Here is a 24,682-nt window from a genome sequence, read left to right as displayed (position 1 = left end):
CCAGGATGCTGCGTCGGCGGGAAGCCTTCCGTTTGTCCTCGGCGCAAAGGACTCCAGGTATGGAGCTGCACACCACCACTCTTTCCTCTCGTCCCGCGCGGCAGGACGCGGGTGCTCATGGAAAAAGGACCCTGGATCTCATGGGGATCGACCATATTCGGCTGTGCGTCGGAAACGCCCGTCAGGCGGCGCACTTCTACGTCACCGCGTTCGGTATGGAGTTGACCGCCCATCGCGGCAGTGAGAAGTCCCGCAACGGCACGGTGGAATATCTGCTCACCTCGGGTGATGTGCGGTTCCTGATCACCGGCGGAGCCGAGCCGGACAGCACCGCCGCACGGTGGGCCTTCGACCATGCGGACGGTGTCAGTGACATCGCCCTGGAGGTGGTCGACCTCGACGAGGGCCTGGCCTACGCGATCGAAGCCGGAGCCACCGTGCTCCAGGAACCCACCACTCATGCCGACGACATGGGGGAGGTCCGTACAGCCGCGATCGCCACCTACGGGAAACTGCGCCACACACTCGTGGAGCGCGGCCACTATCAAGGCCTGTTCCTGCCGGGCTTCGACCGCCCGTCCACGGGTCCCGCTCCCACCGGCCCGAGGCTCTTCCACCGCATCGACCACACGGTGGGATGCGTGGAGTTCGGCCGCATGGACGAATGGGTCGACTTCTACCAGCGCGTTCTGGGCTTCACCACCATGGCGGAGTTCATCGGCGACGACATCGCCACCGAATACTCCGCTCTCATGAGCAAGGTCGTCGCCGATGGAGCCGGGAAGGTGAAACTGCCGCTGAACGAGCCGGCTCCCGGGAAGAAGCGGTCCCAGATCGACGAGTATCTTCAGTACCACCGCGGTCCCGGCGTCCAGCACATCGCCCTGGAAACAGACGACATCGTCGCCGCCACCGACTCGCTCCGGTCGGCGGGCGTCGATTTCCTGACGACCCCCGACGCCTACTACGACGATCCGGAACTCCGCGCCCGTATCGGAACGGTCCGCGTCGACATCGCCGAACTGCGTGATCGCGGCATCCTGGTCGACAGGGACGACGACGGATATCTGCTGCAGATCTTCACGCGGCCGCTCGGCGACAGACCCACATTCTTCGTCGAATTGATCGAGCGGCACGGCAGCCAAGGTTTCGGAAAGGGCAACTTCAAGGCCTTGTTCGAAGCCGTGGAACGTGAACAGGAACGTCGGGGAAACCTGTAGTCACTCCCGAACGGGACGAATCCGAGGAGCGGTCGGTGAGCCGTGCGACTCTTGCCAAGAATCCGGATGACGTCACCCGCATGTTCGACGAGGCGGCAAGACACTACGACCGGACCAACACGCTGCTCTCCGGCGGCCGCGACAGGATGTGGCGCGCCCGTACCCGGGCCGCGCTGGCGCTGAAGACGGGCGAGAGATGCCTCGACGTCGCCTGCGGTACCGGAGTGTCCACCGAGGAACTCGCCCGGTCCGGGGCCACTGTCATCGGCATCGACCGGTCACCGGGCATGGTCTCCCAGTCAGGCGGCAGATCCGTGGACATCCGTGTCGGGGACGCACTGGCGCTGCCTTTCGAGGCGCACAGCTTCGACGCGGTGACGATCATGTTCGGCCTGCGCAATGTGGTCGACCCCGGGGCCGCCCTCCGGGAGATGGCACGCGTCACCCGGCCCGGCGGGCGCCTTGTCGTCTGTGAGTTCAGCCACCCCGTCAGCCCGCCCCTCCGCACCCTGTACCTGCGGTACCTCATGGGCGGCCTTCCGCGCATCGCCCGCCGCGTCTCCAGCAATCCGGCCGCCTACGCCTACCTGTCCGACAGCATCCGTGCCTGGCCCGACCAGCCCGCGCTCGCCGCGATGATCAGGGAGGCCGGCTGGGCGCACGTCGCCTGGCGCAACCTCACCGGAGGAATCGTCGCGCTGCACCGCGCGACCGTCCCGCCGACAGCAGCCGCGTCCGGAATCGGGCAGAGGGAGCCCCAGGCGTGAGGGTTTCGGAGCGGATCGACTCACAGGTGCTCGTCGTGGGGGCCGGTCCGGCCGGATCGACGGCCGCGTACCACCTGGCCCGGCAGGGTGTGCACGTGGTCGTGGTGGACAAGGCGGCCTTCCCCCGGGAGAAGGTCTGCGGGGACGGGTTGACCCCGCGTGCCGTACGGCACCTCGTGCGGATGGGCGTCGACACCTCCGCGCCGGGATGGAGCCGCAACCGGGGACTGCGCTTCGTCTCCCGCGGGGTGGTGCTCGAAGTCGACTGGCCCGAAAGCGGCTCCTTCCCCGGTTACGGCCTCACCCGCACCCGGCACGACTTCGACCGGATCCTCGCCGAGCGAGCGGTCGCCGCTGGTGCCGTGCTGCACACCGAGACCAAGGTCACCGCGCCCCTCCAGGCGAGCGGCCGGATCACCGGTGTCGTCGCCGAGGGCCCGGAGCGCCGGCCCGTGACGTTCACCGCGCCCGTGGTGATCGCAGCGGACGGCGTCGCCGGACGGCTCGGCCTGGCCATGGGCGTCACCCGGTTGGCGAGCCGCCCCGTGGGCACCGCACTGCGCCGCTACTACCGCAGTCCCGTGAAGCACGAGGACCCCTACCTCGAGTCCTGGCTGGACCTGCGCCGCCCCGATGGTCATGTCCTCCCCGGCTACAGCTGGATCTTCCCCATGGGCGACGGCCGGGTCAACGTGGGCCTCGGCGTACTCAACGACTCGCGCACCGGCGCCACCGACGTCCGCAAGATGCTCGGCCCGTGGCTCGACCGGACTCCACAGGAGTGGGGACTGCGCGACGAGACGAACGCCGACGGCCCTCTGCGCGGCGCCGCACTGCCCATGGGATTCAACCGCCTGCCCCACTACCACCGCGGTCTCCTGCTGATCGGCGACGCGGGCGGCATGGTCAACCCGTGCAACGGTGAAGGCATCGCGTACGCCATGGAATCGGCGGAACTCGCCGCCGACATCGTGGCCCAGGCCGTCAGCCGTCCCCCGGGATCCTCCCGCGACCGGGTCCTCAGCGGCTACCGCGAGGAGGTCGCCACCCGCCTGGGCCGCTACTACCGTCTGGGACGGGTCTTCTCCTCACTCATGGCCCGCCCGCTGTTCACCACCCTGGTCACCCAGAACGCGGTGAAGTCCCCGCGCGTCATGGGGGCCATGGTGCGGCTGCTGTCGAATCTCTCCGACAAGCCCGCGGCGGACGCCGTGGACCATCTGGTCAACTCCATGGTCCGCGTCATCCCTCGCGACCGGAAACTCACCGTGCGCTAGCCGCCGTGCGGATCACCGGTGCCTGATCCGGTGAAGTCCCACGTGACCACCGAGCACGTGCCGTCGTCCTCGCCCTCCGCGCTGCGATAGGCGGCGAGGGCGATGTCGTTGCCGGTGTCGATGAGCACCCACATGCCGTAACAGCCGAGTTCACTGCCGAGCGCGGCGAGCCGCCGGACGAGCGCCCGCCCGATCCCCCGGCGCCGGTAGGGCTCCGCGACCGCGAGTTCGTACAGGAACATCTCCGTGCCCTTGTCGGGGTGGATCGTCTCGACGCCGCTGACGAAGCCGACGGGTGAGGGCTCGCCGTCCGCGTAGGCCAGGAAGAGATGGTGTCCGGCGGCGGTCAGAAACCGCTCGGCCCACTCGGGCCGGACGGCATGGTCGAAGAGGTGCTCGGCGGCGGCCACCTCGGCGACGGTCGTGGCACGGCGAATCTCCATGGGTCTTCGTACCACGGCTGCGGTACGCGGCATCAGGTCCGTACGACCGTGGGAGGGGCCGGGGTTCAGCCCCGCGGGTGCTCCGGTTGTCGGTGGCGGCCTTTACCGTTGACACATGGATCTTCGACTGCCCGCAGTCCGACGGCTGCGCCGAGGGGCCGTGGCCGCCGTGGCTGCGGTCCTCCTCGTGCTGGCCGGTGTCGGGACGTGGACGGCCGTCGCCGCGGACGACGCGCCCGCCGTGCACCGCACCGACAGAGTCATGGACATGGGCGGCGGGGTGCGGATCGACACGTCGTACTTCACCTCCGGGTCCGGTGGCCGCCGCCCGGCCGTCCTGCTCGCGCACGGCTTCGGCGGCAGCAAGCAGGACGTCGAGGACCAGGCCGAGAAGCTCGCGCGTGACGGGTACGCGGTGCTGACCTGGTCGGCGCGCGGCTTCGGAAGGTCCACGGGGAAGATCGGGCTCAACGACCCCAAGGGCGAGGTCGCCGACGTCGCCAGGCTGATCGACTGGCTGGCGAAGCGGCCCGAGGTCGAGCTCGACAAGCCCGGCGACCCGCGTGTGGGCGTCGCGGGCGCCTCGTACGGCGGGGCGATCTCGCTGCTGGCCGCCGGATACGACCACCGGGTGGACGCGATCGCCCCGGCGATGACGTACTGGAATCTGGCCGACGCCCTGTTCCCGGACGGCGTGTTCAAGAAGCTGTGGGCGGGCGTCTTCATGAACTCCGGCGGGGGCTGCGACCAATTCACCACCGAGCTGTGCCGGATGTACGACCGGGTCGCCGAGTCCGGGAGGCCCGACGCGCAGGCGCGCGCCCTGCTTGAGGCGCGGTCCCCGTCCGCCGTCGGCAAGGACATCAAGGTGCCGACGCTCCTTGTGCAGGGCCAGTCCGACTCGCTGTTCCCGCTCGGCCAGGCGGACGCCGCGGCGAGGGCGATCAAGGCCAACGGCGCGCCTGTGGACGTCGACTGGATCGCGGGCGGGCACGACGGCGGGGACTTGGAGACGAGCCGCGTCCAGGGGCGCGTCACGGCGTGGTTCGACCGCTACCTGAAGGACGAGACGGGCGTCGACACCGGGCCCGCCTTCCGGATCACCCGCGTCGGCGGCATCGACTCCACAGACGGCGCGGCCCTGTTGCGCGGCGCCAGCGGGGACACGTATCCCGGTCTGGAGAGCGGGCGGCGGACGGTCGCGCTCAGCGGCCGGCAGCAGAGCTTCGTGAACCCGGCCGGTGCGAGCCCGCCCGCGATCTCCGCGCTCCCCGGCCTCGGCGGCTCGGGGGGCCTGTCCCAGCTGTCGTCGCTGGGTATCGGGGTGTCACTCGACTTCCCCGGGCAGTACGCGCAGTTCGACTCACGGCCCGTGCGCGACGACCTGTGGATCACCGGTTCGCCCACGGTGACCGTCCATCTGACGTCGACGAGCGACGACGCCGTGCTCTTCGGAAAGGTGTACGACGTCGGCCCGGGCGGCACCCAGCCGGTGCTGCCCTCGCAGCTGGTCACCCCCGTCCGGGTGACCGGCGCCAAGACCGGCAAGGACGTCACGCTGACCCTGCCCGCCATCGACCACGAGGTGCAGAAGGGACACCGCCTGCGGCTGGTCCTTTCCTCCACCGACCTCGGCTACGCGTCCCCGGCGGCGCCAGCCACGTACACGGCCTCCCTGAAGGGCGGTCTCGAGGTGCCGACGGCACCGGGCGTGACGACCGCGGCGGCCCCGCTCCCCGCCTGGGTGTGGTGGCTCCCGCCGGCCGGGGCGCTGATCGCCCTGGCCCTGCTGCTGACGGGCCGCCGCCGTACGACGGCACCTGCGCCCGATCCCGCACTGGCCGATGTGCCGCTGCAGATCACGGACTTGAGCAAGCGGTACGCGAGGTCGGCGGACCGGTACGCGGTGCGGGACCTCTCCTTCCGCGTGGAGAGGGGCCAGGTCCTGGGCCTGCTCGGGCCGAACGGCGCGGGCAAGACGACGACGCTCCGCATGCTCATGGGTCTGATCAAGCCGGACGGCGGCGAGATCCGGGTCTTCGGCCATGCGATCCGCCCGGGCGCCCCGGTACTGTCCCGGGTCGGGGCCTTCGTGGAGGGTGCGGGCTTCCTGCCGCACCTGTCCGGCCGGGAGAACCTGGAGCTGTACTGGCGGGCCACGGGTCGGCCGCCCGAGGACGCGCATCTGGACGAGGCGCTGGAGATCGCCGGGTTGGGCGACGCGCTGGCGCGTGCGGTGCGCACGTACTCCCAGGGCATGCGTCAGCGTCTCGCCATCGCCCAGGCGATGCTCGGCCTGCCGGACCTGCTGATCCTCGACGAACCGACCAACGGCCTGGATCCGCCACAGATCCGGGAGATGCGCGAGGTCATGATCCGGTACGCGGCGGCGGGCCGCACGGTGATCGTCTCCAGCCACCTGCTGGCGGAGGTCGAACAGTCCTGCACCCACCTGGTGGTCATGGACCGCGGGCGCCTGGTGCAGGCCGGTCCCGTGGACGAGATCGTGGGCTCCGGCGACACCCTGCTCGTGGGCCTGGCGGCCGACGTCCCCGACCCGCTGGTGGAGAAGGTGGCCGCGCTGCCCGAGGTGTCGTCGGCGGTACGGACGGAGGGCGGACTGCTGGTGCGCCTGGCACCGGTCGCGGAGCCGGTCACGCCCACGGGGCTCCCCGCCGAGCCGGTCACCTCGGCGGAGCCGGTCACGCCCGGCGGCGTCCCGGCAGGGGCACTCGTGTCCACCGTGGGCACCGCGGAACCCATCGCCTCCGCCGTGCCGATCGACTCCACCGAGGGCTCCGGCGAGCGGGTGGCCTCCGGTGCCACTGCTGCCGCCCGGCTCCTCGTCGAGCTCGTCCGGCTCGAAGTTCCGGTGGCCTCTCTCGGTCCCCACCGGCGTCTCGAAGACGCCTTCCTCACCCTGATCGGAGGTTCCGCATGAGTGCGCTCGTCGAGCGGGTGGAAACGGCCGACGGGTACCGGGCGCGGCGGACGTTGCCGCTGCGCGTCGAGCTCGTCCGGCAGCTGAAGCGGCGCCGTACGCTCGTCATGGGCGCGATCCTTGCCGTACTGCCGTTCGTACTGGTCGTCGCCTTCGCCATCGGCGGAGAACCGGGCGCCCGCAACGGCCAGGTCACACTGATGGACACGGCGACCGCGTCGGGCGCCAACTTCGCCGCGGTCAACCTCTTCGTCTCCGCCGGGTTCCTGCTGGTCGTCCCGGTCGCCCTGTTCTGCGGTGACACGGTCGCCTCCGAGGCGAGCTGGTCCTCACTGCGCTATCTGCTCGCGGCGCCCGTCCCGCGCGCCCGGCTGCTGTGGTCCAAGCTCGCGGTCGGCCTCGGCCTGAGCCTCGCGGCCATGGTGCTGCTGCCGGTCGTCGCCCTCGCGGTGGGCACGGCGGCCTACGGCTGGGGACCTCTGGACATACCGACCGGTGGCTCCCTCGCCCCGGGCACGGCGGCCGGGCGGCTCGTCGTCGTCGTGGCGTACATCTTTGTGTCGCAGCTGGTCACCGCCGGGCTCGCGTTCTGGCTGTCGACCAGGACGGACGCGCCCCTGGGCGCGGTCGGCGGGGCGGTCGGCCTCACCATCGTGGGGAACGTGCTCGACGCGGTCACCGCCCTCGGACACTGGCGCGACTTCCTGCCCGCGCACTGGCAGTTCGCCTGGGCCGACGCCGTGCAGCCCCGCCCGGAGTGGTCCGGCATGATCCAGGGCACGGCGGTTTCCATAACGTACGCACTCGTGCTGTTCGCCCTGGCCTTCCGCGGTTTCGCGCGCAAGGACGTCGTCTCCTAGGTCAACGGAGGATCTCCCACCGGTCTCGGAGGCCGCCCGCCGTGGCCGGTTCGAGATCCATCCGCAACGCCCCGTGCCGCACATCCGGGCCCCTTCCGCCGTCACAGTCACAGACGTCGACGTCAACGGAGGAGGGGCACCCATGCGGGAGTACCGGACACGACGACCACCGCGCGGCACGTTGCTCGCGCTCACGATCGCGGGCGGCCTGCTGCTCACCGGCTGCTCAGGCGACGCCTCGGACGGGGCGAGCAAGTCGAACGGCTCCGCCCCGTTCCCCGCTCCGACGTACAGCTCGGGGCGGAGCGACAGCAGGGAGAGTACGAACCACCTCTCCACGTTCGCGCTGGACGTGGACACCGCCTCGTACGGTTACGCACGCCGCACCCTCGCCGAGGGCCGGCTGCCGGACCCGGCGACGATACGCCCTGAGGAGTTCGTCAACAGCTTCCGCCAGGACTACGAGCGCCCGAGCGGCAACGGCTTCACCGTCACCGTCGACGGCGCCCGCACCGGCCAGGACGGCTGGTCACTGGTCCGGGTCGGCCTCGCCACCCGTGCCGCACAGTCGGAGGGCGAACGCCCGCCCGCCGCACTGACGTTCGTCGTCGACGTCTCCGGTTCCATGGGCGAGCCCGGCCGCCTCGACCTGGTCAAGGACTCCCTCGATGTACTGACCGACCGGCTGCGCGACGACGACTCGATCGCGATCGTCGCCTTCAGCGACGAGGCCAGGACGGTCCTGCCGATGACCCGCCTCGGGAGCCATGGCCACCGCGCTGACGTCCACGACGCGATCGACGAGCTGCAGCCGACAGACTCCACCAACCTCGGCGCCGGTGTCCGCACCGGATACGCCACCGCCGTCGCGGGCCTGCGCCCGGGCGCCACCAATCGGGTCGTGCTGCTCTCCGACGGGCTCGCCAACACCGGGGACACCGACGCCGACACCATCCTGGAGCGCATCGCGAACGCGCGCCGCGAGCACGGCATCACCCTCTTCGGAGTCGGTGTGGGCAGCGAGTACGGCGACGCGCTGATGGAACGCCTCGCCGACCGGGGTGACGGCCACACGACCTACGTCTCCACCGAGGAGGACGCGCGCGCGGTCTTCAGCGAGCAGCTCCCGCAGAACGTCGAGCTGACGGCCCGGGACGCGAAGGCGCAGGTCGCCTTCGACCCGCGGACCGTGGCGGAGTTCCGCCTCGTGGGCTACGACGACCGGCGTGTGGCCGACGAGGACTTCCGCGACGACCGGGTGGACGGCGGCGAGGTCGGTCCCGGCCACACGGTCACCGCGCTCTACGCGGTCCGCACCCGGCCCGACGCCTCCGGCCACCTCGCCACGGCGAGCGTCCGCTGGCTGGACCCCGACACCCGGGCCCCGCACGAGGAGTCGGGGCAACTGGAGACCGGCTCCCTCGGCGACGACCTGTGGCACTCCTCGTACGGCCTCCAGGTCACCGCGACGGCCGCATACTTCGCGGACCATCTGCGCCGGGGTGACACACACCGAACCCCGCTCCCCGGCGAGCCGGGCCTCACGCCACTCGCGGGCCGCGCCGACGAACTGGCGGCGCGCAGGCAGGACGCGGACCTACGCGGCCTCGCCGAGGCGATCCAGGACGCTTCCGAACTGCGGCGCACGGACTGACCCACCACGCCGCGCCCCCACACCGCGCCCTCGCGCCAACCCCGGTCCGCCCCCCCTTCTCCCCACCGCCCTGTCCGACCGTCTCTGTCCGCACCATCTCTGTCCGCACCATTGCAATTCATTAACTCGCGAGTAAGTTGACCTCCAAGTAAGTACGCAATGTCCGCACGCGAGCCGCGACCGGAGCCGTCATGGGCGTACGCAGGGATCTGAAACGGGCACGGCGGCGCGGCGACCTGGCGGTCCGCACCGAGGTCGAGCTGATCGGGGACGAGACCGGGTCGGTCCGCAAGGTGCGCACCGCCCCGTTGGCGCCGCGCCTCGCCACGGGCAGTACCGCCGACCTGCCCTTCACCAACGCGGCGGAGGCACCCGAGGCGGTGGTGCTGCGCCGTCAGGAGGGCGCCGACTGGCGGCCGGTGACCGCGGCCGCCTTCGCCGCCGAGGTGACCGCCACCGCCAAGGGGCTGATCGCAGCGGGTCTCGAACCCGGCGGGAGATCGAGGCGCTGTACGGCGATTGAGGCCGGACGAGCGCATGCGGACAGGCCCGCGCAACCAAAGGAGCGGCCCGCCGAACCGCTCGGCGGGCCGCTCCTGGTGCGCTGGACTCAGCTGTTGCCGGTGCCGTTGCCCGACAGGACCGGGATGTCGTCCAGGATGTGTGACAGCGGCTCGTCGCCCTTGGCCTGGGTCGAGTTCTCGGTGCACTGCTGGTTCTGCGGAGCCGACAGGACCGGGACGTCCTGGACCGCGACCGGGATGACGCCGACGAGCGAACCGGCGTTGACCTTCGCCGGCAGACCGACACACGGCTTGTTCAGCGAGCCCTGGATGAGCGCCATCTGCGGGCTCATCGCGCCGTACGTGGCCGAGTTGCCGTACTGCTGCGAGCTGGTGTTGCCGTTGGTGGACGTCGTGCCACCGTCGTCGCTGATGGCCAGCGCCTGGGGTGCGACCGCCGCCGAGGCGCCGACAACGGAAGCGGCGACTACCGCGGCAGCCATGACCTTCTTCATCACTTGCTGATCCCTTCTGGAGAAACCCCGTCCACCGGAGCGCTCTGGACAACTGCCAGGCGATCCCTTGGTTGCTCCCATTCACTCCGATGGTCCATGCGAAGGAGTGGAACAGGGCCGTACTCCACCCGCGGATTGCCCGAATTGGCCTCCGTCGAACGGCCCGACCGGGTGAATAGCCGAAACCAATCCGAGGGGATCGGGTTGGTGGCAGCGGCAGGAGCACATGTCTCCGCCAGGAAAGGATCGGGAAATGTTCAAGAAGGCAATGGCCGTGGCGGCGGTCGCGGCTTCCGTCGTCGGTGTCTCGGCAGCGGCCGCCCCGCAGGCGCTTGCCCTCGGTGACGACGGTGGCACCACGTCCACCAACTCGAACACTGTCTCGGAGTCGTTCGGCAACCAGGCGACCGCGGGCAACCTGAGCCCCCAACTCTCCCTCGTCCAGGGTTCGCTCAACAGGCTCTGCGTCGGTCTGCCGGCGAAGGCGAACGCCGGCTCGCTCGTCGGACTCGTGCCGGTCGCCGCCCAGGACGTCCCGGTCCTGTCGGCTCCGCAGAACCAGCAGTGCACCGAGAACTCGACCCAGACCAAGGGCGACGAGCCGCTGTCACACCTCGTGAACGACATCCCGGTGCTGTCCGGCAACGGCACGAACAACAGCTGAGCCTGCAGGCAGCAGCCGGCCGCCCGGAGCCGAGCGGGCGGCCCAGACGGGCCGCCTCCCGGAGGCTTTTCCGGCGTGGTCGACGACTGCTTCCGCTCGCGCGGACCGCACCAATGCCCCTGTCCGCTTTCCGTATGAATTCAGCGGCGGCGTTCGGGTGAATTAGGCGGCACATGAGGTCCGGGAGTTGCTTCGGTCGCCTATTCCTCGTTTCACAGAGTGCAGGTCGTGCGGCGAGCTGTTCAAGTTGTGCTCGCTCGGCTTCGGCCGTCACAGGGGCACGACCGCACAGGAAGGGAAACTACGTGAAGCACAAGAAGAGCGCTGCCGTTGTCGCCGGCGCCATCATGACCCTTGGAATGGCCGCCCCGGCCATGGCCGACTCGGGCGCCGACGGTTCCGCGGTCAACTCTCCGGGCGTCCTGTCCGGGAACGTCATCCAGGTTCCCGTGCACGTGCCCGTCAACGTCTGCGGCAACACCATCAACATCGTCGCGCTGCTGAACCCGACGTTCGGTAACGCGTGCGCGAACAGCTGACGTCACATAGCCGCCACGGCTGATGTCGTCACTCACCAGCCGTCCGGCTGTGTCAGGGCCGGCCTTGGACTGCTCTTCACTGCTCCAGGGCCGGCTTTCCGACTTCTCCCACTTCTACCAGCAGGAAGACAAGTAGATTGCGACAGACCCTGAGCAGGGGAATGGTCGCGGCGGCTGCCGCGACGGGCGTTCTGTCCCTGTGCGGCAGCCCGGTGTTCGCCGACTCGCACGCCGACGGCACCGCGGCCGGATCACCGGGCGTCGCGTCCGGCAACACCGTCCAGGTCCCCGTGAACGTCCCGGTCAACGTCTGCGGCAACACGGTCAACGTGGCAGCCGCGTTGAACCCCGCGTTCGGCAACTCCTGTGCCAACGGCCGCGGCGCGCAAGCGTCCCCTGTGCAACCAGCGCCCACTGTCCCCGCGCAGACGCCTCGCGACAGCGGTTCCACCTCCGGCCACAACCCGAGCGGCCCCGGCCACAACCCGAGCGGCTCCGGCCACAACCCGAGCGGCTCCGGCACGACCCCGGACCACAACGGCCCCGGCACCACCCCGGACCACAACGGCCCCGGCGTGTCGCACACGCCGGGCACAGGGCAGGGGAACAGCCAGGGGGGCCATCCTGCACAGCCCAGCTCCCCGCAGCATCAGCCGAACACGCCGGAGGTCGGCGAGCCGGGGATCGGCGTGCCGGGGATCGGCGTGCCGGGGATCAGCTCGCCCAGTACGCCGTCGCACATGGCGCCCGCCGCCTTGGCCGAGACCGGCAGTGAGGGTCTGCTCGCGGCCTCGGCGGTCAGCGTCGCGATGCTGGCCGGTGGGCTCATCCTGTACCGGCGGGGACGGGCCACGTCCCACCGCTAGCGCGCCGGTGCCGGGCGCCTCGCGCGCCCGGCACCTGTGTCACACGTCTCCTCTTCAGTTCGCGGCCGAGGGGCGGCACCCATCCGATGGGTGCCGCCCCTCGGCCGTGCCCGTCCAGCGCGGACGCCACCGAGAGCCCACGGCAACCGGAGCCACCCGCCCCGCTCCCGCCCCCGAATTCATCACCCGTGTCACAAAGAACTCCTCCGTGTCACACATGTCCCGTGTACGCGGGTCTTCTGTCACACCCGGTTCACAGGGCCTGTCCGCCGGACGAGGTGCGTCGTTGAGGAAGCACAGGCTTTGTGATCGCCAGCGCAGCGCTCGGCTCCCCCGACGGCCTCCCCCGGTCGCCGCCGCGGCGCGCGCGGGGAGGTGCTGCTGATGACCGACCGTCGCCTCTGGTCGTACAAGGAGATCGCCGCGCACATCCGGGTGCAGCCGGACACCGTGAGGTCCTACCGTAAACACGGACTGCTTCCGCCACCCGACCATGTGGAGGCCGGAAAGCCCTACTGGTACGCCGACACGGTCCGGAACTGGGTGGCCTCACGCCCCGGCAACCGCGGCAGGGGAGAGACCTGAGGCGCCCCTGCCCATCGAGTGGCCCACCCCGCCCGGGGACGGGCCACTCGGCCGTTGTGGGTTGCCCCCGTCCACCACGGCCGTCTCAACTCCACGGTTCGATCACCGTCACCCCCTGGCCCGGGGCCGTCCCCATCGTTGCCAGCGCCTCCGGGGAGGCGTCCAGCGGGATCGTCGACGTGACCAGGAGGTCGGGGCGCAGGGCGCCGGAGCGGACCAGTTCCAGCATGGGTGGGTAGGTGTGGGCCGCCATGCCGTGGCTGCCGAGGATCTCCAGTTCCAGGGCGATCGCCCGGGACATGGGGACCGGGGTCGTGCCGGTGGTGGACGGCAGCAGGCCCACCTGGATGTGGCGGCCGCGGCGGCGCAGGCCGTTCACCGAGGCGGCGCAGATCGCCGGGGAGCCGAGGGCGTCGAGGGAGACGTGGGCGCCGCCGCCCGTCAGGGCACGGACCGCCTCCGCCGTGTCCTCGGTGCGCGTCGCGTCCACGCATTCGGCCGCCCCGAACTTCCGTGCCAGATCCAGGGCTTGCGGCGATACGTCCACGGCGACGACCCTCGCGCCCGAAGCCGCCGCGATCATCACCGCCGACAGGCCGACGCCCCCGCAGCCGTGCACGGCGACCCACTGCCCCGCCGTCACCCGGCCCTGCTGGACGACCGCCCGGAAGGCCGTGGCGAACCGGCAGCCCAGTGCCGCGGCCGTCCGGAACGACATTTCCTCGGGCACCGCCACCAGATTCACATCGGCGTGCTCCAACGCCACGTACTGCGCGAAGGACCCCCAGTGCGTGAACCCCGGCTGCGCCTGCCGCTCGCACACCTGCTGGTCGCCCGCCGCACAGGACGGACAGCTGCCGCAGGCGCAGGCAAAGGGCACCGTGACCCGGTCGCCGGGCCGCCAGCCGGTCACCCGGGAACCCACAGCCTCGACGACACCGGCCAGTTCGTGCCCGGGCACGTGCGGGAGGGTGATGTCCGGGTCGTGCCCCATCCAGCCGTGCCAGTCGCTGCGGCACAGCCCCGTCGCCTCGACCCGCACCACGACTCCGTGCTCGGAAGGCTCCGGGTCCGCCACCTCGCGCACCTCGGCCGGCTCCCCGTACCGCTCGAACACCACCGCATGCATACGACCGCACCCTTCGCCGTGTCCGCGTTCCCCGGCTCCGTGGATCTTCTCTCCGGCGGAACGCTAGCCGCGCGCCCCCGGCCTTGTCCCGGAACCGATCCGTCTCCTGTTCCTCGACGGGGCCGCCACAGGCTCCTCCCCGCGCAGTCCGAACCGCCGGTGGAACCGCCGCAGCGGAGCCGGGGCCCACCAGGTGGCCCGGCCGGTCAGCCGCATCACCGCGGGGACCAGACTGCGGACGCCCATCGCAGGCGAGCACCTCCAGGCCGCCGCCGGGGCTGCCCGGGAACCCGTCGCCCGTCGCGTATGCGGTGTGCTGCTGCACGGCCCCGACACCCCCGGACCGATCGCCCAGGAGCACAACACCGTGCACGAGGCCTCCCTCACCCGCATCGAGGAGATGGTCGCCGGCTACCTGCCGAACACCCCGCCCGACGAGCGCGTCCGCACCGCGAACATGCTGCTCACCCTCTTCAAGGGGGGCCTCGACCTGATCATGTCCCGCGAGGGAGCGGAGCGGGAGGCGTACATCGCCGAGCTCAAGGCCGCGATGTACCGCTACCTCGAACCGCTTCTCGACGACGACCACACCGCCTGAACCCCGCCCGCGGCGCGGTGTGGCCCTCCGCCGCGGGGCCACAGCCCCAAGGAGAATGTCTTCCGACGCACCGGAAGCCTCTTTGATGAATACCCCCTAGGGGTATAGTGTGGTTTCCCGTAAGCCACACGTGCCTCCCTGAGGAGTGAGAAATGACCACGCAGACCGACACCCCGGGTTCCGTGACGACCGTCTACAAGGTGAGCGGGATGAGCTGCGGGCACTGTGAAGGCTCAGTCTCCGGCGAGATCTCCGGGATCGCCGGCGTCGGCTCGGTCACCGCCGTCGCCTCCACCGGCGAGGTCACGGTGGTCTCCGCCGCACCCCTCGACGACGCGGCCGTGCGCGCCGCGGTCGACGAGGCCGGCTTCGAGCTCGTCGGCAAGGCCTGAACCGCCAGCATCTGCTCTCCGCACCGTGCCGTGCCGACCAGCTGATACTGGCTCCGCGCGGCACGGTCCGTTTGTCTGGAGTCCGGACATGACCAGCACCGCAGCACCAGCCCTGACAGAGGGCGCAGCGCACGCCGAGGTGGAACTCGCGATCGGCGGCATGACCTGTGCCTCCTGCGCGGCCCGGGTCGAGAAGAAGCTCAACCGCATGGACGGCGTCGCCGCCACGGTGAACTTCGCGACGGAGAAGGCGAAGATCTCGTACGCCGCCGGGATCGCGGTCGCCGATCTGATCGCCACGGTGGTGAAGACCGGCTACACGGCCGAGGAACCGCCGCCGCCTCAGCCCGAACAGACCGAGCGGGCCCCAGGGCCCGAGGCCGCCGAGGAGGACCCGGAGTCGGCCGCCCTCCGCCGGCGTCTGACCGTCTCCGCTCTGCTCGCCCTGCCCGTCGTCCTGCTCGCGATGGTCCCTGCCCTGCAGTTCGACAACTGGCAGTGGCTCTCGCTGACGCTCGCCGCGCCCGTCGTCGTCTGGGGCGGGCTGCCCTTCCACAGGGCGGCGTTCACCAACGCCCGGCACGGCGCGGCCACCATGGACACGCTCGTCTCGGTCGGCACGCTCGCCGCCTTCGGCTGGTCCCTGTGGGCGCTGTTCTGGGGACACGCAGGCATGCCCGGCATGCGCCACGGCTTCGACCTCACCGTCTCGCGCGCCGACGGGTCGTCGACCATCTATCTCGAAGTGGCCGCCGGAGTCGTCGCGTTCATCCTGCTGGGCCGCTATCTGGAGGCCCGCTCCAAACGCCGCGCGGGCGCGGCCCTGAAGGCGCTGCTCGAACTGGGCGCCAAGGACGTGGCGGTCCTGCGGGAAGGCCGTGAGGTGCGCGTCCCGGTGGCGCGGCTGGCCGTCGGGGACCGGTTCCTCGTACGGCCCGGCGAGAAGATCGCCACGGACGGCACGGTCGTCGAGGGCGTCTCGGCGGTCGACGCGTCCATGCTGACGGGAGAGTCGGTGCCGGTCGACGTGACCGTGGGCGACGCCGTGACCGGTGCGACCGTGAACGCCGGGGGCCGGCTGGTGGTCGAGGCCACTCGGATCGGCGCGGACACGCAGCTCGCGCGGATGGGGCGGCTCGTCGAGGACGCGCAGAACGGCAAGGCCGAGGTGCAGCGCCTCGCCGACCGCATCTCCGGGATCTTCGTACCCGTGGTGGTGCTGATCGCCCTGGGCACGTTCGGGGTGTGGCTCGACGTCACCGGTGACACGGTCGCCGCCTTCACCGCGGCTGTCGCGGTGCTGATCATCGCCTGCCCGTGTGCGCTGGGCCTCGCCACTCCGACCGCCCTGATGGTCGGTACCGGCCGCGGCGCCCAGCTCGGCATCCTCATCAAGGGCCCGGAGGTGCTGGAGTCGACCCGCCGGGTGGACACGGTGGTGCTGGACAAGACCGGAACCGTGACCACCGGCCGGATGGCACTCCAGGACGTCTACACGGTCGAGGACGCCGACGAGAAGGGCGTCCTGCGGCTCGCAGGGGCCCTGGAGCATGCCTCCGAGCACCCGATCGCCCGGGCGGTCGCGGCAGGCGCCCAGGAGCGCGCCGGTGACCTTCCGGTGCCGGAGCACTTCGAGAACGTCCCCGGGCTGGGCGTGCGTGGGCGCGTGGAGGGGCACGAGGTCACGGTGGGCCGGTTCCCCGGCGCTCTCCCGGACGTCCTGGGCCGGGCGAAGACCGAGGCCGAGACGGAGGGGCGTACGGCCGTCGTGGTCGGCCGGGACGGTGTGGCACTCGGTGTCCTCACCGTCGCCGACGCGATCAAGGAGACCAGCGCCGAGGCCGTAAGGGACCTGCGCGCGCTGGGGCTGACGCCCGTCCTGCTGACCGGGGACAACCGGACGGTGGCCGAGGCGGTGGCCCGCGCCGTCGGGATCGACGCGGGCGACGTGATCGCCGAGGTGCTCCCCCAGGACAAGGTCGACGTGGTCAGGCGGCTCCAGGCCGAGGGGCGGACCGTCGCCATGGTGGGGGACGGCGTCAACGACGCGGCCGCGCTCGCCACCGCCGACCTTGGCCTGGCCATGGGCACCGGGACGGACGCGGCGATCGAGGCGAGCGATCTGACGCTGGTGCGCGGGGATCTCCGGGTGGCCGCGGACGCGATCCGGCTTTCACGGCGGACGCTCACCACGATCAAGGGGAACCTGGTGTGGGCCTTCGGGTACAACGTGGCGGCGCTTCCACTGGCCGCCGCCGGGCTCCTGAACCCGATGATCGCGGGTGCGGCCATGGCCTTCTCGTCGGTGTTCGTGGTCACGAACAGCCTTCGGCTCCGCACGTTCTCATGACGCGGGGCAACAGTCCCTCTAGAGTCCGAGGCGCGCCTCACATAAGCTCTTCACAAGGCTCGCGCATCATCCTTACGCTAGGGCCTCGATCACGGTATCGGGGCTCTTGCGTATCTTCAGGACATACGCAGGAGACGCAGATCACAATGGCGTGAACGTAACCAGCGGAAGGGTTCGTGAGTCTAAGTTGGCGATGTCAGAAGCGTCTTGGGGGGCGTGACTGACATCTGGGGATGTCTTGGGGGACGTTCCCAGGAAACTGCGTTGCCGGGGCACGTACACCGGGGAGCTTTGAGCGGCCCTCCCGTCCGTACGCGTCCCGGCAGACCGCATCGCAGTGGTACGCCGAGTTCTGCTCGTTTTGCTCGCAGCGATTCAGGCGCTGTCCCGCAGACGCCCGGCCGGATCCCGTGGGGGGAATCCGCACCGGGACATGGGAAGGCGCCCCGGACGTCGGCCCGTGGGGGGACCGTCGCCGGGGCGCCTTCCGCTTCTTCTACGCCTCTTCGTACGACTCTTCTACGCTCTTCGTACGACTCTTCTACGCTTCTTTGTGCGACGAGTGCGCCGCGGTTGGCGTACGCCGCTCCACAACGACGTACGCCCTCACATACGCAGAGCTGCTCAGCGCTCCTCGACCGGAACGAAGTCGCGCTCGACCACGCCCGTGTAGATCTGGCGTGGGCGGCCGATGCGGGAGCCCGGCTCCTTGATCATCTCGTGCCACTGGGCGATCCAGCCCGGCAGGCGGCCGAGGGCGAACAGGACCGTGAACATCTCGGTCGGGAAGCCCATCGCGCGGTAGATCAGGCCGGTGTAGAAGTCGACGTTCGGGTAGAGGTTGCGCGAGACGAAGTAGTCGTCGGAGAGCGCGTGCTCCTCCAGCTTGAGCGCGATGTCCAGCAGCTCGTCGGACTTGCCGAGCGCGGAGAGGACATCGTGCGCGGCAGCCTTGATGATCTTGGCGCGCGGGTCGAAGCTCTTGTAGACCCGGTGGCCGAAGCCCATCAGACGGACGCCGTCCTCCTTGTTCTTCACCTTGGCGATGAAGGAGTCGACGTCGCCGCCGCCCGCCTGGATGCCCTCGAGCATCTCCAGCACGGACTGGTTGGCGCCGCCGTGCAGCGGGCCCCACAGCGCATTGATGCCGGCCGAGATCGAGGCGAACATGTTGGCCTGCGACGAGCCCACCAGGCGGACCGTCGAGGTCGAACAGTTCTGCTCGTGGTCCGCGTGCAGGATCAGCAACTTGTCCAGCGCGGAGACGACCACCGGGTCGAGCTCGTACTCCTGCGCGGGGACCGAGAAGGTCATGCGCAGGAAGTTCTCGACGTACCCGAGGTCGTTGCGCGGGTAGACGAAGGGGTGGCCGATCGACTTCTTGTAGGCGTACGCGGCGATCGTCGGAAGCTTGGCGAGCAGGCGGATGGTGGAGAGGTTGCGCTGCTTCTCGTCGAAGGGGTTGTGGCTGTCCTGGTAGAAGGTGGACAGGGCGGAGACCACCGAGGACAGCATCGCCATCGGGTGCGCGTCGCGCGGGAAGCCCTTGTAGAAGTTCTTGACATCCTCGTGCAGCAGGGTGTGCTGCGTGATGTCGTTCTTGAAGGTGGAGAGCTCGTCCACGGTCGGCAGCTCGCCGTTGATCAGCAGGTACGCGACCTCCAGGAAGGTGGAGCGCTCGGCCAGCTGCTCGATCGGGTAGCCGCGGTACCGGAGAATGCCCTGCTCGCCGTCGAGGTAGGTGATGGCGGATTTATAGGCGGCAGTGTTCCCGTAACCGCTGTCCAGGGTGACCAGACCGGTCTGGGCGCGGAGCTTCCCGATGTCGAAGCCCTTGTCACCGACGGTGCTGTCGACCACCGGGTAGGTGTACTCGCTGCCGTCGTACCGCAGTACTACAGAGTTGTCGCTCACGTCTTCCCTCACCGACGTAGTGCCTCATCTTCGAGGTGCCCTGACTGTCTCTACGATCCCCCATTTGGCGCAGGAGCGTGCACTCGGGGTCGACCATTGGGCTCATCGGCGGCACTGAGTGCCGTCAACTTGCTCATCCTGCCCCCCTTCGACCGGTTCCGGAAGTGCTCTGTGACCTTCGCGACTCATTTGATCGATCATTTTTTTCTATGGTCGGCCGGAGGGGAGAGGTCAGTCCTCCAGGGGCCTCGGCGAGAGCCTGAAGTCCAGGGCCGTGCAGCGTCGGCCGGCCGACACCGTGCGGACCGCCTGTCCGATCGCCTTGCGTGAACCGACGAGAACGACCAGCTTCTTGGCGCGGGTGACCGCCGTGTAGAGCAGGTTCCGCTGGAGCATCATCCAGGCCCCGGTGGTGACGGGGATCACCACCGCCGGATACTCGCTGCCCTGCGAGCGGTGGATGGTCACCGCGTACGCGTGCGCCAGCTCGTCCAGCTCGTCGAACTCGTACGGAACCTCCTCGTCCTCGTCGGTCAGCACCGTGAGGCGCTGGTCGACCTGGTTGAGCGCGGTGACCACGCCCACGGTGCCGTTGAAGACCCCGTTCTTGCCTTTCTCGTAATTGTTGCGAATCTGGGTGACCTTGTCGCCGACGCGGAAGACGCGGCCGCCGAACCGCTTCTCGGGCAGGTCGGGACGGGCGGGGGTGACCGCCTGCTGGAGCAGCCCGTTCAGGGTGCCCGCGCCGGCCGGGCCCCGGTGCATCGGCGCGAGGACCTGCACGTCCCGGCGCGGATCGAGGCCGAACCGGGCCGGGATCCGCCGCGCCGCGACGTCCACGGTGAGCCGGCCGGCCTCCTCGGTGTCGTCCTCGACGAAGAGGAAGAAGTCCTTCAGACCGTCGGTGAGCGGGTGCTGCCCGGAGTTGATGCGGTGCGCGTTGGTGACGACGCCGGACTGCTGGGCCTGGCGGAAGACGCGGGCGAGGCGGACGGCAGGGATCGGGCTGCCGTCCGCCAGCAGGTCCCGAAGGACCTCTCCCGCGCCCACGCTGGGCAGCTGGTCGACGTCGCCGACGAAGAGGAGGTGGGCGCCCGGCGGTACGGCCTTCACCAGCTTGTTGGCGAGCAGCAGGTCGAGCATGGACGCCTCGTCGACCACCACCAGATCCGCGTCGAGGGGGCGGTCCCGGTCATACGCGGCGTCACCGCCGGGCTTCAGCTCAAGGAGCCGGTGCACGGTGGAGGCCTCGGCTCCGGTCAGCTCCGAGAGCCGCTTGGCCGCACGTCCGGTGGGTGCGGCGAGGACGACCTTGGCCCGCTTGGCCCGGGCGAGCTCGACGATGGACCGTACGGTGAAGGACTTGCCGCAGCCGGGACCTCCGGTCAGGACCGCCACCTTCTCGGTCAGCGCCAGCCGTACGGCCTCCTCCTGCTCGGGCGCCAGCTCGGCTCCCGTACGCCCCTTGAGCCAGCCCAGCGCCTTGTCCCACGTCACGTCCCGGAAGGCGGGCATCCGGTCCTCGTCCGTGCGCAGGAGGCGCAGCAGCTGGGCGGAGAGGGAGAGCTCGGCGCGGTGGAAGGGGACGAGGTAGACGGCGGTGACGGGCTCGCCTCCGTCCGCACCCGGAACCCTCTCCCGGACGACACCGGGGTCGGAGTCGTCCTCCGGGGGCGCCGCAAGCTCGGCCAGGCACTCGATGACGAGTCCGGTGTCGACCTGGAGGAGCTTGACCGCGTCCGCGATGAGCTGCTCCTCGGGGAGATAGCAGTGGCCCTGGTCGGTGGACTGCGACAGGGCGTACTGCAGTCCGGCCTTGACGCGCTCCGGGCTGTCGTGCGGGATGCCGACGGACTGGGCGATCCGGTCGGCGGTGAGGAACCCGATGCCCCAGACGTCGGCGGCGAGGCGGTAGGGCTGGTTCTTCACGACGGAGATGGAGGCGTCGCCGTACTTCTTGTAGATGCGCACGGCGATGGACGTGGAGACCTCGACGGTCTGCAGGAAGAGCATGACCTCCTTGATCGCCTTCTGCTCCTCCCAGGCGTCGGCGATCTTCTTGGTCCGCTTGGGACCGAGGCCGGGCACCTCGATGAGCCGCTTGGGCTCCTCCTCGATGATCTTCAGCGTGTCCAGCCCGAAGTGCTGGGTGATGCGGTCGGCGAAGACGGGGCCGATGCCCTTGACGAGTCCCGAGCCGAGGTAGCGGCGGATGCCCTGGACGGTGGCCGGGAGGACGGTCGTGTAGTTCTCGACGGTGAACTGCTTGCCGTACTGGGGATGGGAACCCCAGCGCCCCTCCATCCTCAGCGACTCCCCCACCTGGGCACCGAGGAGCGCACCGACGACGGTGAGCAGATCACCGGCGCCGCGGCCGGTGTCGACGCGGGCGACCGTGTATCCGTTGTCCTCGTTGGCGTACGTGATCCGCTCGAGCACACCCTCCAGCACGGCGAGGCGCCGCTCCGCGGCACCCGCCTGCCCTGCCCGACTCGCCTCCTGGGTCATGATCCGACGCTACCGCCGGGGTGTGACAGCGTGGGAGCGGTCCAGCCCTCGTCGTCCCTGCCATTGACCACGCTGCCGTCGTCGGCTTTCCGTTCTGGTCCCACTCGTGGTCTGAGAGCATGACCGATCCGTCCTCGGCAAACAGCCAGGATGATGACGAAGTCGGCGAAGGCTGAGGCTTCGAGCGGAAGCAGCCAGTCCTGCCTCACCTCATGCATCCGCCTCCTGCGACACCCGGGTCAACGCCTCGAATAGATTTCCTGTCCCGTCTTATGCTCGGGGCATGAGCGACGTGTTTGCCGTGGACCTGGCTCTCGACCTTGCGCCCTCCGCACCGAGTGCTGTACTCGACGATCTACGCTGGCACCTTGGTGTCATGGACAACGGGAGCAGTGCGGTCGATGAGATGGCCGACCTGGTTCCCCTGCTGTCGGCTCGCGGTCCCGCAGCGCGCATCGGCGGTGTGCTGACCGGTGAACTGGTCCGCGGCGCCGACCATTGGTCTCTGACAGCACGTCAAGAGGTGCATGCCGAGCTTCTTCCCGAACTGGATTCGCTCGCGGAGCGACTGGCTTTCAACGCGAGGTCCGAAGGGGTCATCGGACAGCTCAGATTCTACGAAGACGACGTCCCCGAACTACTGGTCAACAGGTCGGGGACTCTGGTCAGGATGACGCTGCGACCTACGGAGCCGACGAATTCCTAGGATCTCGGCCCAGAAGGTCAGCGCTCGTCCCCCATGAGCTCCTCCAGGGAAGCGTCACCGAGGGATTCCTCGTCGACCACCGGGGTCAAACGCAGCACAGCTTCCGCATTTGCGATCATTCGGCCGATCTCGATCGGAGGGTTCTGGAATTCCTCCATCACCACGTCATACGGCTCGACGCGGTATTTCTTTTCGTCCAATCCTGTCGCCTCGACAAAATAGCGGTAGCCGGCCGGAGAACTCTTGTCGTCGACCTTCGTCCAGACCGCTCCGTGACGACGCACGAGCAGGTCGCCCAGGTATGAAGTCAGGTCTGTGTGGAGCGTGATCCAGTCGGACTGCTCGAACTCGCCAAGCGGGAGACGGTCCACATAGCTCTGCAAGCCGGGCAGGAGGGTCAACGGGTCCTCCGCGTACCGCTCCGGCGACACGCCGAGGACGGACGCGAGAGAGGCCGCATTGCGGTGCGCCCCCTCCGTCCACTCGGCGACCTCGGAGGCGGGACCGTCCGGTGTCTTGTTCTGCATCATGCACAGCCTTCCAGTTGACCCGGAACGAGTCTACTTCCTCTTCGTGGGTAGATCCCACTGGTCCTTCTTGGGCGTTGGGCCGTATTCGAGGAATACGATCTTCGCCTTCTCGAGGTAGGCACGGAGTTCGGATGACGGACCTGCGTGCGTGAATGACCACCGGGGGTCATACCCGGGATTCAATCTGCGCAGAGCTACGTCCTTATGTATCTGCTCCTTTATGTGCGGGCTCAGTGGGACTTCATTCTTGATGGTCTGGTGTGTGCCGTCCTTCAGAGTGATCGTGCGGTATGGCCCGTACGTCTTCACCTCGACGGCGACAGTGCGGCCGTCGGGCATGTCCACCGGGACGTCAACCTTGCGCCCGCCGGTGGCAGTCACCGGATACCGAGGATCGTTACTGGTGGGCACGGGGTAGTGGCGCTCGGGCCCCCCGCCCCACATCTGACGGTGGAATTCCTCGCCGCGCTCCCAACGCGTGCGGACGTCGTGCGTATTACGGACGTCCCTCAGAGTGAGCGGACCATCGGCCGGCAGCAGGGCAGGCCTGGAGTAGTCGGGCTCGTGCCCGGCGTACGGGTTGTCGTCGTGGCCGTGGCCGTCCCCGGCGTCCGGTTGATCGTCGGCCGAGTCCCCCGCGGGATTCGAGTCGGTGTCGCCGACGTGACCAGGCTCGTCGTTGTGTCCGACGCCATCGCCGTGGCCCGCGTGTTCGCCGTGGTCACCGTGCTCGCCCGGGAGGTCGTCGGCTCGCCCCGCCTCGCCGAGCGGCTCGTGACCGGCCGGCCCGGCGTCGTCCAGGCCACCGAGGGTCGGAGTTCTCTCCTGACGCGGCAAGGTCTCCGTCGTCGAACCGCCTCCGGGCAGGTCGCGCCCCGTGGACCGGCCACTGGCATCGAGGTCGTCGGTCCGGCCGCCGGGGAGATGGTCCGTGGTGCCTGTGGGGGTGGCTTCACCCGCCGCTTTGATGTCCGGTGCATGGCCCACGGGAAGATGATCCGCGGAGCCGCCCGGAAGACGGTCGCCGGCGTGACCGCCGGGCAGGTTGTCGCCCATGCGACCAGCCAGCAGATTGTCGCCAACGTGCCCGCCCGGCAAGCCTTCCCCTCCGGCATGCACCGTCGGCATGTTGTCACTCCCGGCGTGCACGGTCGGGACGTTCTCGCCGCCCGCGTGCACAGCCGCGTTGTCTCCAGTGCGCCCGACTTCGCCGAGGTCGTTGCCGAGGCTGTCGCCGAGACGGACCGTGTGGACCGCGTGCTCCGCAGTATGGGCTCCCGCGCCCACCAGCGCCGGTTCCCTGACCGGGGAGGGTGTGTGCGGGACGTCCGAGCCCGCGGTCGGGTTCAGGTCGGGGCCACCCGGTTCCTTCGGGGCGTCGCCGGCGTGCTGCACGACGTTGCCCTGGTGGTCGAGGATGTTGCCCTGCGGGTCCAGATACTGCGCCGGGGCACCCTCCGCCGTCGGGAGCTTCGTCGTGCCCTCCGGCAGCACGGGCGTGTCATGCGGCAGCTGGAAGTTGCCGTCCGGGAGCTTGACCGCGCCCTCGGGGACGACCGCGCCCTCCGGCAGGTGCACCGTGCCGTCCGGCAGCTTCAGGGCGCCCTCGGGCAGCGTGATCGCGTTGTCCGGGAGCTTGGGGATCTCGACGTTGCCGACGCCCTTCAGCGCCGCCGTGACGTCCCCGATCTTCGACAACCCCGCACCCGCGGCCTTGCTGA

The 24,682-nt window shown here is 69.8% G+C and carries 20 protein-coding genes and 3 pseudogenes; 15 read left to right on the top strand and 8 right to left on the bottom strand.

The features are described 5' to 3' along the window. Positions 1-59 precede the first annotated feature (59 nt). From hppD to ACZ3TS_RS36540, 3 genes are read left to right on the top strand one after another with little or no spacing between them, the layout of a single operon-like run. Complete coding sequence (hppD, locus tag ACZ3TS_RS36550) at positions 60-1,220, top strand: 4-hydroxyphenylpyruvate dioxygenase (RefSeq protein WP_467626206.1); 1,161 nt, start codon at positions 60-62, stop codon at positions 1,218-1,220. A gap of 35 nt (positions 1,221-1,255) precedes the next feature. Continuing rightward, positions 1,256-1,987, top strand: a complete 732-nt coding sequence (locus ACZ3TS_RS36545; protein ID WP_467626204.1) for a demethylmenaquinone methyltransferase — start codon at positions 1,256-1,258, stop codon at positions 1,985-1,987. Further along, positions 1,984-3,264 carry a geranylgeranyl reductase family protein gene (locus tag ACZ3TS_RS36540; RefSeq protein ID WP_467626203.1) on the top strand — a complete coding sequence of 427 codons (1,281 nt, stop codon included), beginning with the start codon at positions 1,984-1,986 and terminating at the stop codon, positions 3,262-3,264. The genes ACZ3TS_RS36545 and ACZ3TS_RS36540 overlap by 4 nt, the downstream gene beginning before the upstream one ends. On the opposite strand, the gene ACZ3TS_RS36535 is transcribed toward ACZ3TS_RS36540, so the two are convergent. Next, positions 3,261-3,707, bottom strand: a complete 447-nt coding sequence (locus ACZ3TS_RS36535) for a GNAT family N-acetyltransferase (protein ID WP_467626201.1) — start codon at positions 3,705-3,707, stop codon at positions 3,261-3,263. The two genes, ACZ3TS_RS36540 and ACZ3TS_RS36535, sit on opposite strands and share 4 nt — an antisense overlap. 115 nt (positions 3,708-3,822) lie before the next feature. On the opposite strand from ACZ3TS_RS36535, the gene ACZ3TS_RS36530 reads away from it, so the two are divergent. The 4 genes and pseudogenes from ACZ3TS_RS36530 to ACZ3TS_RS36515 form a co-directional block, all read left to right on the top strand. Further along, a complete protein-coding gene (locus tag ACZ3TS_RS36530) occupies positions 3,823-6,648 on the top strand; it encodes an alpha/beta fold hydrolase (RefSeq protein WP_467626200.1) in 2,826 nt (941 codons plus the stop codon). After that, on the top strand, positions 6,645-7,508 hold the full coding sequence (locus tag ACZ3TS_RS36525; RefSeq protein ID WP_467626198.1) for an ABC transporter permease: 864 nt from the start codon (positions 6,645-6,647) through the stop codon (positions 7,506-7,508). Before ACZ3TS_RS36530 ends, ACZ3TS_RS36525 begins: the two co-directional genes overlap by 4 nt. Before the next feature lie 142 nt (positions 7,509-7,650). Then, positions 7,651-9,162: a vWA domain-containing protein gene (locus ACZ3TS_RS36520; RefSeq protein WP_467626197.1), complete on the top strand. Its 1,512-nt coding sequence runs from the start codon at positions 7,651-7,653 to the stop codon at positions 9,160-9,162. Positions 9,163-9,353: 191 nt separating this feature from the next. Continuing rightward, positions 9,354-9,662: pseudogene (locus tag ACZ3TS_RS36515) on the top strand (long-chain fatty acid--CoA ligase); the annotation flags it as partial. A 110-nt stretch (positions 9,663-9,772) separates the two neighbouring features. Here the strand turns inward: ACZ3TS_RS36515 and ACZ3TS_RS36510 are convergent. Beyond that, the gene (locus ACZ3TS_RS36510) at positions 9,773-10,183 is read right to left on the bottom strand and encodes a rodlin (RefSeq protein WP_467626196.1); all 411 of its coding nucleotides are present in this window, start codon (positions 10,181-10,183) and stop codon (positions 9,773-9,775) included. Positions 10,184-10,433: 250 nt separating this feature from the next. Between ACZ3TS_RS36510 and ACZ3TS_RS36505 the strand changes: the two genes are divergently transcribed. The 4 genes from ACZ3TS_RS36505 to ACZ3TS_RS36490 all read left to right on the top strand — a co-directional run bounded on the left by ACZ3TS_RS36505 (position 10,434) and on the right by ACZ3TS_RS36490 (position 12,834). Continuing rightward, positions 10,434-10,844 (top strand): rodlin, encoded by a 411-nt coding sequence (locus ACZ3TS_RS36505; protein WP_467626194.1) that lies wholly within the window; start codon positions 10,434-10,436, stop codon positions 10,842-10,844. A gap of 347 nt (positions 10,845-11,191) precedes the next feature. Beyond that, positions 11,192-11,383, top strand: a complete 192-nt coding sequence (locus tag ACZ3TS_RS36500; RefSeq protein WP_467626227.1) for a chaplin — start codon at positions 11,192-11,194, stop codon at positions 11,381-11,383. A gap of 137 nt (positions 11,384-11,520) precedes the next feature. Further along, the gene (locus ACZ3TS_RS36495; RefSeq protein WP_467626193.1) at positions 11,521-12,249 is read left to right on the top strand and encodes a chaplin; all 729 of its coding nucleotides are present in this window, start codon (positions 11,521-11,523) and stop codon (positions 12,247-12,249) included. 384 nt (positions 12,250-12,633) lie between these two features. Next, positions 12,634-12,834, top strand: a complete 201-nt coding sequence (locus ACZ3TS_RS36490) for a helix-turn-helix transcriptional regulator (protein ID WP_467626192.1) — start codon at positions 12,634-12,636, stop codon at positions 12,832-12,834. 85 nt (positions 12,835-12,919) lie between these two features. Here the strand turns inward: ACZ3TS_RS36490 and ACZ3TS_RS36485 are convergent, their stop codons facing one another. Next, on the bottom strand, positions 12,920-13,963 hold the full coding sequence (locus ACZ3TS_RS36485) for a zinc-dependent alcohol dehydrogenase family protein (RefSeq protein ID WP_467626191.1): 1,044 nt from the start codon (positions 13,961-13,963) through the stop codon (positions 12,920-12,922). Positions 13,964-14,026: 63 nt separating this feature from the next. Next, positions 14,027-14,212: pseudogene (locus ACZ3TS_RS36480) on the bottom strand (hypothetical protein); the annotation flags it as partial. Between ACZ3TS_RS36480 and ACZ3TS_RS36475 the strand changes: the two are divergent. From ACZ3TS_RS36475 to ACZ3TS_RS36465, 3 genes are all read left to right on the top strand, one after another. Next, positions 14,157-14,561, top strand: a complete 405-nt coding sequence (locus tag ACZ3TS_RS36475) for a hypothetical protein (RefSeq protein ID WP_467626190.1) — start codon at positions 14,157-14,159, stop codon at positions 14,559-14,561. The pseudogene ACZ3TS_RS36480 and the gene ACZ3TS_RS36475 sit on opposite strands and share 56 nt — an antisense overlap. A gap of 152 nt (positions 14,562-14,713) precedes the next feature. Further along, positions 14,714-14,953: a heavy-metal-associated domain-containing protein gene (locus ACZ3TS_RS36470; protein ID WP_467626188.1), complete on the top strand. Its 240-nt coding sequence runs from the start codon at positions 14,714-14,716 to the stop codon at positions 14,951-14,953. Between the two features lie 88 nt (positions 14,954-15,041). Beyond that, positions 15,042-17,303: a heavy metal translocating P-type ATPase gene (locus ACZ3TS_RS36465; RefSeq protein WP_467626187.1), complete on the top strand. Its 2,262-nt coding sequence runs from the start codon at positions 15,042-15,044 to the stop codon at positions 17,301-17,303. 624 nt (positions 17,304-17,927) lie between these two features. On the opposite strand, the gene ACZ3TS_RS36460 is transcribed toward ACZ3TS_RS36465, so the two are convergent. Beyond that, entirely contained in the window at positions 17,928-19,217 is a 1,290-nt protein-coding gene (locus ACZ3TS_RS36460) for a citrate synthase (RefSeq protein ID WP_467626185.1), read from the bottom strand. A 231-nt stretch (positions 19,218-19,448) separates the two neighbouring features. After that, entirely contained in the window at positions 19,449-21,725 is a 2,277-nt protein-coding gene (gene recD2, locus ACZ3TS_RS36455) for an SF1B family DNA helicase RecD2 (protein WP_467626184.1), read from the bottom strand. Positions 21,726-22,008: 283 nt separating this feature from the next. Between recD2 and ACZ3TS_RS36450 the strand changes: the two genes are divergently transcribed. Then, a complete protein-coding gene (locus tag ACZ3TS_RS36450) occupies positions 22,009-22,431 on the top strand; it encodes a hypothetical protein (RefSeq protein ID WP_467626182.1) in 423 nt (140 codons plus the stop codon). A gap of 17 nt (positions 22,432-22,448) precedes the next feature. On the opposite strand, the gene ACZ3TS_RS36445 is transcribed toward ACZ3TS_RS36450, so the two are convergent. Both ACZ3TS_RS36445 and ACZ3TS_RS36440 read right to left on the bottom strand, forming a co-directional pair. Beyond that, entirely contained in the window at positions 22,449-22,961 is a 513-nt protein-coding gene (locus tag ACZ3TS_RS36445; RefSeq protein WP_467626181.1) for a hypothetical protein, read from the bottom strand. 30 nt (positions 22,962-22,991) lie between these two features. Then, positions 22,992-24,682 (bottom strand): annotated as a pseudogene (locus ACZ3TS_RS36440) (hypothetical protein); the annotation flags it as partial.

The sequence above is a fragment of the Streptomyces sp. NPDC022910 genome (assembly GCF_055561075.1).
This window is presented reverse-complemented; position numbering and strand designations above follow the sequence as displayed.